Origin of the sequence: Kocuria rhizophila, from assembly GCF_003667225.1 — a bacterium.
GTDB lineage: Bacteria > Actinomycetota > Actinomycetes > Actinomycetales > Micrococcaceae > Kocuria > Kocuria rhizophila.
In genome coordinates this window covers 1-8,721 of record NZ_RCOM01000093.1, presented here as the reverse complement: position 1 = coordinate 8,721, position 8,721 = coordinate 1, and the positions used below count along the sequence as shown (strand labels likewise).

Below are 8,721 nucleotides of genomic sequence, written 5' to 3'. Positions count from 1 at the left end.
CGAGCTGAGCGCTAGTCTCGTGGGCTCGGAGATGTGTATAAGAGCCAGGCACGATCTCGCCGCGCGCCAGGGCGGGCCGGATCATGCGGGACACGTGGTCCGCGCGGGCGGACGCGAACAGCAGGGCCTCCGTGGCGGCGTCGACCGGTGCGTGGGAGGGGTCCAGCACGAGAGCCCGCACGGCCTCGGCGAGCGGCGTGCCCCCGGGCTCGCGCGTGCACGTGACCGTGTGCCCGGCACTGCGCAGGGCCGCGGCGAGGGCACTGACCTGGGTGGACTTCCCGGCGCCGTCACCGCCTTCGAACACGATGAGCGCCCCGCGCGTTGAATCCTTCACGCGCACCACTCTAGCCAGCGCCCCCGACACCCTCGGGTCCCGCCCGGGGCTGGGCAGGCAGCACAGCACGGGCCCACGGTCGTAGGCTGACGGGCATGCACAAGGACACCCTGGTGGTGACGGGCGGCCGCCCCGAGCCCCTGCACGACGCCCCCGTGAACCCTCCCATGGTGCTGAGCTCCACGTACCGGGGGACAGGGGACGTCGCGGACGGCGACCGCTCCTACGCGCGCTCCGCCAATCCCACGTGGGAGGCCTTCGAGGAGGTCCTGGGGCAGCTCGAGGGTGCGCCCTGTCCGGCGTTGTCCCACGCATCGGGGATGGCCTCAATCGCTGCGGCGCTGAGCCTCGTGCCGGTGGGCGGCACGGTGGTGGTGCCGCGGCACAGCTACCAGGGCACCCTGCAGCTGGCCCGGCGCCTGCAGGACCGCGGGATCCTCACCGTGCGAGCCGTGGACATCGCGGACACCACCGCCGTGCTCCGCGCCCTGCCCGGCGCGGACCTGCTGTGGGTCGAGAGCCCCACCAATCCCATGCTGGAGGTCGCCGACCTCCCCGCGCTGATCACGGGGGCCCGTGCGCGGGGCGTGCTTACGTGCGCGGACAACACGTTCGCCACGCCGTTGCTGCAGCAGCCGCTCGCACTCGGTGCGGACCTCGTGGTGCACTCGGCCACCAAGTACCTGTCGGGGCACTCGGACGTCCTCATGGGTGCCGTGGTGTGCGCGTCACCCGAGCTGCGGAGTCGACTCCACACCCAGCGCACCCTGGAGGGCGGCATCCCGGGCCCCTTCGAGTCGTGGCTCGCCCCGCGGGGGCTGCGCACGCTCGCTGTGCGCCTCGAACGCGCCGTGGCGAGCGCGGCGGTGCTCGCGCTGAGGCTCCAGGAGCACCCCGCCGTGGCCCGGGTGCGCTACCCCGGTCTGCCGGGCGATCCCGGGCACCAGCGCGCCGCCGCGCAGCTGACGGGCGGCTTCGGCGCGGTGCTCTCGGTGGTGCTGCACGACGACGCCGCCGCGGCCGAGCGCCTCGTCGCGGGCCTGCGCGTGTGGACCCCCGCCACGTCGCTCGGCGGTGTGGAGTCCCTCGTGGAGAGACGGCGCCGGCACCCGGAGGAGCCGACCACCGTTCCCGAGAACCTGCTGCGGCTGTCGGTGGGGATCGAGAACGTGGAGGACCTGTGGAGCGACCTCGCCGCGGGGCTCGACGCGCTCGCCGATCGGTAGACTGCTCCCGTGACTTCTTACCCGTGGGCCCTCACTCTGGCGAACTACCTGGACTACGCCATCACCGTGGTGGTGGCAGTGCTCGCCCTCCTCGCGGCACTCGACTGCGTGCGGCGCTCCCCGGTGCAGTTCGAACGGGCGTGGAAGCGCACCAAGTCCTTCTGGCTCGCCCTCACGGGTGGTGCCGCGGTGGTCACCGTGTTCAGCGCGGTCTTCTCCACCCTGTCGATCCTGCGGGTGGGCATCCCGGGGACCGGGTCGCTGATCCTCATGCTCATTGCGGCCACGATCGCCGGTGTGTACTTCGCAGACGTGCGCCCCGCCGTGGCGGGGGAGTCCAAGAATCCCGGGTCCTGGTGACGCGGACGAACACACTGCGCTGAGCGCCCGGACAGCGTGGTCCGTCGGGCCCGCTGGGATCCAGCGGGGTCCACGCTCGGAGCAGTGCCGCGCACGGCTCAGTGCGGCGCCACCGCATCCCACGGCACCGTGAGCTCGCCGAGTCGCCACCGCGCGGGTCCGTGCAGCACGGGCCATCCGGTGGCCTTCAGATCGCGGCACATCGCGTTCCAGCGCTGCCGCGGCCCGAACGGTGACAGTGCGGCGTTTGCCAGCCAGGCGGCGTCGGCGGCGGCCAGGAGGTCGTGGACGCGCTCCCCCGGCACGTTGCGGTGGATCAGGACCTTGGGCAGCCGGGCGGCCACGTCCGAGGGCAGCGCGAAGGCGCCCGGGCGCATGCTGACGGTGAAGGTCTGCGGCCCCTGGGCGGTGCAGCACAGCCACGTGGCCAGCCGCCCCAGCTCGTCGCACGTGCCGTCCATGAGCACACCGCCCGGTGCCAGGCGGGAGCACGCGAGCTCCCACGCCGCCGGCACGTCCTCCACCGGGTACTGGCGCAGCACGTTGAACGCGCGCACGAAGACCGGCGACCGTGCGCCGGTGGGAATCTCGAAACCGCCGCGCTGGAACGACAACCCCGGGCGGGCGTGGGACTGCGCGCCGGCCACGCGGGCCGGGTCGATCTCGATCCCCGTGAGCTCCACGTCCGGCCGGACGGTGCGGGCGCGCTCCCACAGCTCCACCGTGGTCACAGGCGCGGCCCCGAAGCCCAGGTCCACCAGCAGGGGATCGGTGGCGCCGCGGAGCACGGGGGCCAGCACGCCCGTGAGGTAGCGGTCCGCGCGGCGCAGCCGGTTGGGGTTGGTGGTGCCCCTGGTGACGGATCCAACGGGGCGCTGCTGAAGGGGCACACGGCCACTGTACGTCCGGTGCGCGTCGCCCGTTCCCCCGCGTGGTCAGGGGTGGAACAATGGAGCCATGGCTAACGAATCAGCGACTTACAAGCTCATCCTCCTGCGCCACGGCCAGTCCGAGTGGAACGAGAAGAACCTCTTCACCGGCTGGGTGGACGTCCCCCTCACGGAGAAGGGGCGCGCCGAGGCCACCCGGGGCGGCGAGCTCATGGCCGAGAACCAGCTGCTGCCGGACGTGGTCCACACGTCCCTGCTGCGCCGCGCGATGAACACCGCCAACCTCTCGCTGGACGCCGCGGACCGGCTGTGGATCCCCGTGAAGCGCTCGTGGCGTCTCAACGAGCGCCACTACGGTGCGCTGCAGGGCAAGAACAAGGCCGAGATCCGCGAGGAGTACGGCGAGGAGCAGTTCATGACCTGGCGCCGCTCCTACGACACCCCGCCGCCCGAGCTGGACGACTCCTCCGAGTGGTCGCAGGCCGGGGACCCCCGCTACGCGGACGTGGCCAACCTGCCCCGCACCGAGTGCCTCAAGGACGTGCTGGAGCGGTTCATGCCGTACTGGGAGGAGCAGGTCATCCCTGACCTCAAGGCCGGGAAGACCGTCCTGGTGGCCGCGCACGGCAACTCCCTGCGCGCCCTGGTCAAGCACCTGGACGGGATCTCGGACGAGGAGATCGCCGGGCTCAACATCCCCACGGGAATCCCGCTGTACTACGAGCTGGACCAGAACCTCAAGCCCGTGACCCCGGGCGGTCGGTACCTCGATCCGGACGCCGCCGCGGAGTCCATCAAGGCCGTGGCCAACCAGGGCAAGAAGTAGGGGTCACCACCCCGTGACGAAGGCCCCGCCCGAAAGGGCGGGGCCTTCGTCGAGAACGGGCCGGGGCCCGCAGGATCACTCCCCGGCGTCGGTGCCGTAGTGGCCGTGGCCCGTGGGGTGGGTGTCCGTGGCGGGCGCCCAGTCCCCGGTCACCAGGTAGGACACCTTGCGAGCCACCGAGACGCCGTGGTCGCCGATGCGCTCGAGGTAGCGGGAGGCCAGGGTCACGTCCACCGCGGTGGGCACGGAGGAGTCCCACCCCGGGGCGGCGAGCATCTCGAAGACCTGCTGGTGCTTGAGGTTCAGCTCCGACTTCAGAGCGAAGATCTCGTCCGACTGGCTGATGTCACGGTTGCCCAGCACGGAGATCACGCGGGAGATCAGCTTGAGGTCGATCTCGAACATCTCGTCGAAGTGGGCGCGCATGGCCTCGGGAAGGACGGGCTCGGGGAAGCGCAGCCGGGCCAGCTGGGCCAGGTGGCGGGCCAGGTCCCCCATGCGCTCCAGGGAGGCGCTCATGCGCAGGGCGCCCACGATCATGCGCAGGTCGGAGGCCACGGGGGCCTGCAGGGCCAGGATGTCGATGGAGCGCTCGTCCAGGTCGTTCTGCAGGAAGTCGATGCGGGCGTCGTTGGAGATGACCTCTTCGGCCACCTGGATGTCGGCGTCGAGGAAGGCGGTTCGGGCGCTGGCCAGTGCCTGCTGCACGAGCGTGGCGATCTGGATCAGTTCCTCACCGACCTGGTGGAGCTCGGCCTGGAAAACCTTGCGCACAGGGGCGTCCTTTCATTCACGGCAGTTCTTGGTCCCGTAGCCTACGCGTCTCGAGCGGGTCGGGTGCCACCGGGGGATCGGTGCGACGACGTCGCACACGTCTCACCAGGTTCACAGGCGGTCGTGAACGCGCCGCCATCCCCAGGTGAACGTTGGCTGAACCGGGTGGCCGGACCAGTCGGTCGGGGGCTCTGCGCCGACCCGGGAGTCTAAGCTGACACCGTGAGCGAGACGACGATTGCCCTGCTGGCCGGGTTCATCGGCTTCCTGCTCGGCATCAGCGGACTGATCGCCGTGCGGGTGAGCCAGCGCCGTCGTCATGCTTATGCGGACGTCCAGGAGCCCACCCTGCCGGAGGGCACCGCGGAGATCCTCGCGGCACTCGGACTCGCCTACGTGGTGGTGGACGGCGTGGACGGCGTGGTCCGGGCCTCTCCTGCGGCGTACGCGTACGGCATCGTGCGCGGCCACACCGTGGTGCACCAGGAGCTCCTGGACATGGTCCGCAGCACCCGGCGCAACGGCGTGGTGGAGGAGAAGCGGCTGGAGCTGACCCGCGGCCAGCTGCAGCGGGGCGTGATCGTGCTCGACATCCGGGTGGTGACCATTGCGGACGAGTACATCCTGCTGCTCGCGGACGACCAGACCGAGATCGTGCGCGCGCAGTCCATCCGCAACGACTTCGTGGCCAACGTCTCCCACGAGCTCAAGACCCCCGTGGGCGCCGTCAGCCTGCTGTCCGAGGCCATCGAGGACGCGGCGGCGGACCAGGACTCCGTGCGGCACTTCGCCGCGAGCCTGCAGCGGGAGTCACGGCGGCTGAGCGCGCTCGTGCAGGACATCATCGAGCTCTCCCGGCTCCAGGGCACGGACGTGGTGTCCAAGGGCACCGCGGTGGCCCTGAACCGCACCGTGGGCGAGGCCGTGGACCGCAACCGGCTGGCGGCGGAGACCAGGCACATCGAGGTCAAGGTGGGCGGGCGGATCGACACCCCGGTGTTCGGGGACCCGGACATGCTCGTCACGGCCGTGCGCAACCTCATCGACAACGCCGTGCGGTACTCCCCGGAGCACACCCGGGTGGGCGTGGGGCTGCGGGAGCGCAACGGCATGGCGCAGATCACGGTCACGGACCAGGGGCCGGGGATCTCGGAGACCGAGCAGGACCGGATCTTCGAGCGCTTCTACCGGGTGGACAGCGCACGCTCGCGCCAGACCGGGGGCACCGGACTGGGGCTGAGCATCGTCAAGCACGTGATGGCGCAGCACGGCGGAGAGGTCTCCGTGTGGTCCCAGCCGGGCCGGGGCTCCACGTTCACCCTGCAGATCCCGCTCATGGAGGATCCCGACGAACAGAACGGGCCGCCACCGTCCGGTGGCGCGCACCGAAGACAGCGAGTGGAGGAACGCGCGTGACCCAGATTCTGATGGTGGAGGACGAGGAGTCCCTGAGCGACCCCCTGGCCTATCTCCTGGGGCGTGAGGGCTTCGACGTCACGGTCGTGGCGGACGGCGTCCGCGCCGTGGCGGAGTTCGACCGATCGGGCGCGGACCTCGTGCTCCTGGACCTCATGCTCCCGGGCCAGTCCGGGACCGAGGTCTGCAAGCAGATCCGGCAGCGCTCCACGGTGCCGATCATCATGCTCACGGCCAAGGACGCGGAGATCGACAAGGTGCTCGGTCTGGAGCTCGGCGCGGACGACTACGTCACCAAGCCGTACTCCTCCCGCGAGCTGGTGGCCCGCATCCGGGCCGTGCTGCGGCGTCGTGCGGAGCCCGAGGACCTGATCACCGCCACCGTGGCCGCGGGGCCGGTGCGGATGGACGTGGAGCGGCACGTGGTGCACGTGGATGGCGAGCCCGTGGCCATGCCGCTCAAGGAGTTCGAGCTGCTGGAGATGCTGCTGCGCAACGCGGGCAGGGTGCTGACCCGCGGGCAGCTGATCGACCGGGTGTGGGGCTCCGACTACGTGGGGGACACCAAGACCCTGGACGTGCACATCAAGCGGCTGCGCTCCAAGGTGGAGCCGGACCCCTCCGCACCGCAGCACATCGTGACGGTGCGGGGGCTGGGCTACAAGTTCGAGGCCTGAGCGCGCCGCGGGTTCATGCGGGCACCGGGCACCACTAAGGCCCGGTGAGAGTGGGGCCAGTGCACGAGCGCACCGGGCACAGACAGAGGGGTCGCACCCGCGCGGGTGCGACCCCTCTGGTGGTCACGGCAGCAGCGCCGTCACGGGTGGGTCAGTGACCGCCCTCGGAGTGGCCCTCCGGGGCCTTGGTGTTGGAGGGGTTGGCCGGAGTGGTGGGAGCGCCACCCGGGACGAAGGAGGCGTAGCGCGGGTAGGTGTGGTCCAGCACGGGCACGGAGGCGTTGCTGTCCTGGCCGTCCGCGGTGAACGAGGTGTCCACCATCAGTCCGGGGTCCGCGCCGGCCTTGTCCAGCATCACGGGCTTGGACTTCTCCAGGACGACCTCCTGGTTGGCGGGGACCTCGATCGTGGCCGTGGCGCCGTCCGCGTCCATGGTGACGGTCTGGGCGGTGTCGCCGTTGTTGATCACGGTGCCGAGCACACGGCCCTGGGAGTCCGCGTCCTCCGCGACCACGAGCACGTTGCGCAGCTGGACGTCTCCCAGGTCCATCTGGACACCGTCCGCCGGTGCGTAGGTGTCTGCGGTGGCCTGAGGGCTGATGTACGCGCATCCGCTCACGCCGGTCAGGACGGCAAGCGCTGCCGCGCCCAGTCCGAGCTGCTGCAACTTCTTGTGGGCGGCGTTCTTCACGGCACGAACTCCTCGGGCTCTCTGACGGTGGGACTCAATCTCCGCTCAGTCTATCGGTTTGGCCACGGATCGTCTGCAACCCCGCGCCGCCCGTGGCGCGGTCTCACGGGGCCGCAGGACGCCCCGCGGACGGCCGGGAGCGAGGAATCGAGCATCATACACCGTGGTAGACTTGGCGGGCTGAAAGGGGTTTGTGCATGGTTTTCGAGGTTGGCGAAACGGTCGTCTATCCGCACCACGGTGCGGCGACCATCGAGGAGATCAAGACTCGCACCGTCAAGGGTGAAGAGAAGATGTATCTCCGGCTCAAGGTGACCCAGGGGGACCTCATGATCGAGGTCCCGGCGGAGAACGTGGACCTCGTGGGCGTCCGTGACGTCGTGGACGAGGACGGCCTCAAGCAGGTCATCTCGGTCCTCCAGGCGCAGGACGCCGAGGAGGCTTCCAACTGGTCCCGCCGCTACAAGGCCAACCTCGAGAAGCTCGCCTCCGGTGACGTCCTCAAGGTTGCGGAGGTCGTCCGCGACCTCTGGCGCCGGGACCGCGGAAAGGGCCTCTCCGCCGGCGAGAAGCGCATGCTGACCAAGGCCCGCCAGATCCTCACCTCCGAGCTGGCGCTGGCCAAGAAGATCGACGAGGAAGAGGCGGAGAAGCGCCTGGACGACATCCTGTCCGCGGCCTGATCCCCGTCCTCCCGTGACGCACCACCACGACCTCGCGAGCCCGTCCGCACTGGACGGGCTCGCTGTCGTTGTCGTCGCCGCGGGTTCCGGCACGCGGCTCGGCTACGGGATGCCCAAAGCGCTCGTGCCCGTGGCCGGCCACCCGCTGCTGGAGCACGCGCTGGCCACGGTGCGCGAGGCCCTGCCCGCGGCGTCGCTGCTGGTCACCGTGCCGGTGGGGGACACCGAGCTCACCGCGGTGGCGTCAGCGTGCGGTGCCCAGGCGGTCACGGGCGGTGCCACGCGCGCGCAGTCCGTGGCCCGCGCCCTCGCAGCGCTGCCCCCGGACACGAAGCGGGTTCTGGTGCACGACGCCGCTCGCTGCCTCACTCCGCGCGCCGTGTTCGAGCGGGTGGTCGCCGCCCTGCAGGACGGCGCGGAGGCCGTGGTGCCGGTGGTCGAGGTGACGGACACGGTGCGCGGGGTGGACTCCGGCGGGTGCAGCACCGGCACGGTGGACCGTGCGGGGCTGCGGGCCGTCCAGACGCCCCAGGGGTTCGACCGCGCACTGCTGGAACGCGTGAACGAGGCCGCGGGGCTGCTGCCGGACCGCAGCGCGGAGGATCCAGCCGGCATCACGGACGACGCCAGCCTGGTGGAGCGGTTCGCCCCGGAGCACCCCGTGGTTCTCGTGGCCGGGGACGTCGAGTCCTTCAAGATCACCCGCCCTCTCGATCTGCTGCTGGCAGGCGCCGTGGTGGACGCGCGGGGCTGAAACCCAGCCGAGCCACATTCTCCGGGCACCCGCCACCCGGTGCTCGCCGGCAGCGGCACTGGATGCCGAGACGTCATGTCCCCTGAC

General features: G+C 71.0%; 11 protein-coding genes. 7 read left to right on the top strand and 4 right to left on the bottom strand.

Going from position 1 to position 8,721, the window contains the following annotated elements; all coding sequences use genetic code 11:
- On the bottom strand, positions 1–337 hold a 337-nt coding region (gene tmk, locus D9R02_RS10385; protein WP_183085990.1), incomplete at its 3' end, for a dTMP kinase.
- Positions 338–432: 95 nt separating this feature from the next.
- Here tmk and D9R02_RS10380 point away from each other — a divergent pair.
- Both D9R02_RS10380 and D9R02_RS10375 read left to right on the top strand, forming a co-directional pair.
- Positions 433–1,563 (top strand): trans-sulfuration enzyme family protein, encoded by a 1,131-nt coding sequence (locus tag D9R02_RS10380; protein ID WP_121566873.1) that lies wholly within the window; start codon positions 433–435, stop codon positions 1,561–1,563.
- Positions 1,564–1,572: 9 nt separating this feature from the next.
- The gene (locus tag D9R02_RS10375; protein WP_039101070.1) at positions 1,573–1,923 is read left to right on the top strand and encodes a DUF2516 family protein; all 351 of its coding nucleotides are present in this window, start codon (positions 1,573–1,575) and stop codon (positions 1,921–1,923) included.
- A 98-nt stretch (positions 1,924–2,021) separates the two neighbouring features.
- Here the strand turns inward: D9R02_RS10375 and D9R02_RS10370 are convergent, their stop codons facing one another.
- Positions 2,022–2,813, bottom strand: a complete 792-nt coding sequence (locus D9R02_RS10370) for a class I SAM-dependent methyltransferase (protein WP_070636684.1) — start codon at positions 2,811–2,813, stop codon at positions 2,022–2,024.
- A gap of 67 nt (positions 2,814–2,880) precedes the next feature.
- Between D9R02_RS10370 and D9R02_RS10365 the strand changes: the two genes are divergently transcribed.
- Complete coding sequence (locus D9R02_RS10365) at positions 2,881–3,639, top strand: phosphoglyceromutase (RefSeq protein WP_039101072.1); 759 nt, start codon at positions 2,881–2,883, stop codon at positions 3,637–3,639.
- 75 nt (positions 3,640–3,714) lie between these two features.
- On the opposite strand, the gene phoU is transcribed toward D9R02_RS10365, so the two are convergent.
- Positions 3,715–4,413: a phosphate signaling complex protein PhoU gene (gene phoU, locus D9R02_RS10360; RefSeq protein ID WP_039101073.1), complete on the bottom strand. Its 699-nt coding sequence runs from the start codon at positions 4,411–4,413 to the stop codon at positions 3,715–3,717.
- Positions 4,414–4,635: 222 nt separating this feature from the next.
- Between phoU and D9R02_RS10355 the strand changes: the two genes are divergently transcribed.
- Both D9R02_RS10355 and D9R02_RS10350 read left to right on the top strand, forming a co-directional pair.
- Positions 4,636–5,829, top strand: a complete 1,194-nt coding sequence (locus D9R02_RS10355; protein WP_070636685.1) for a sensor histidine kinase — start codon at positions 4,636–4,638, stop codon at positions 5,827–5,829.
- On the top strand, positions 5,826–6,506 hold the full coding sequence (locus D9R02_RS10350) for a winged helix-turn-helix domain-containing protein (RefSeq protein WP_070636686.1): 681 nt from the start codon (positions 5,826–5,828) through the stop codon (positions 6,504–6,506). The genes D9R02_RS10355 and D9R02_RS10350 overlap by 4 nt, the downstream gene beginning before the upstream one ends.
- 151 nt (positions 6,507–6,657) lie before the next feature.
- Here D9R02_RS10350 and D9R02_RS10345 read toward each other — a convergent pair whose 3' ends face one another.
- Entirely contained in the window at positions 6,658–7,197 is a 540-nt protein-coding gene (locus D9R02_RS10345; protein ID WP_047978809.1) for a hypothetical protein, read from the bottom strand.
- Positions 7,198–7,394: 197 nt separating this feature from the next.
- Between D9R02_RS10345 and D9R02_RS10340 the strand changes: the two genes are divergently transcribed.
- A complete protein-coding gene (locus tag D9R02_RS10340; protein WP_019310495.1) occupies positions 7,395–7,880 on the top strand; it encodes a CarD family transcriptional regulator in 486 nt (161 codons plus the stop codon).
- 13 nt (positions 7,881–7,893) lie between these two features.
- On the top strand, positions 7,894–8,634 hold the full coding sequence (gene ispD / locus D9R02_RS10335) for a 2-C-methyl-D-erythritol 4-phosphate cytidylyltransferase (protein WP_121566872.1): 741 nt from the start codon (positions 7,894–7,896) through the stop codon (positions 8,632–8,634).
- The last annotated feature ends 87 nt before the right edge of the window (positions 8,635–8,721 follow it).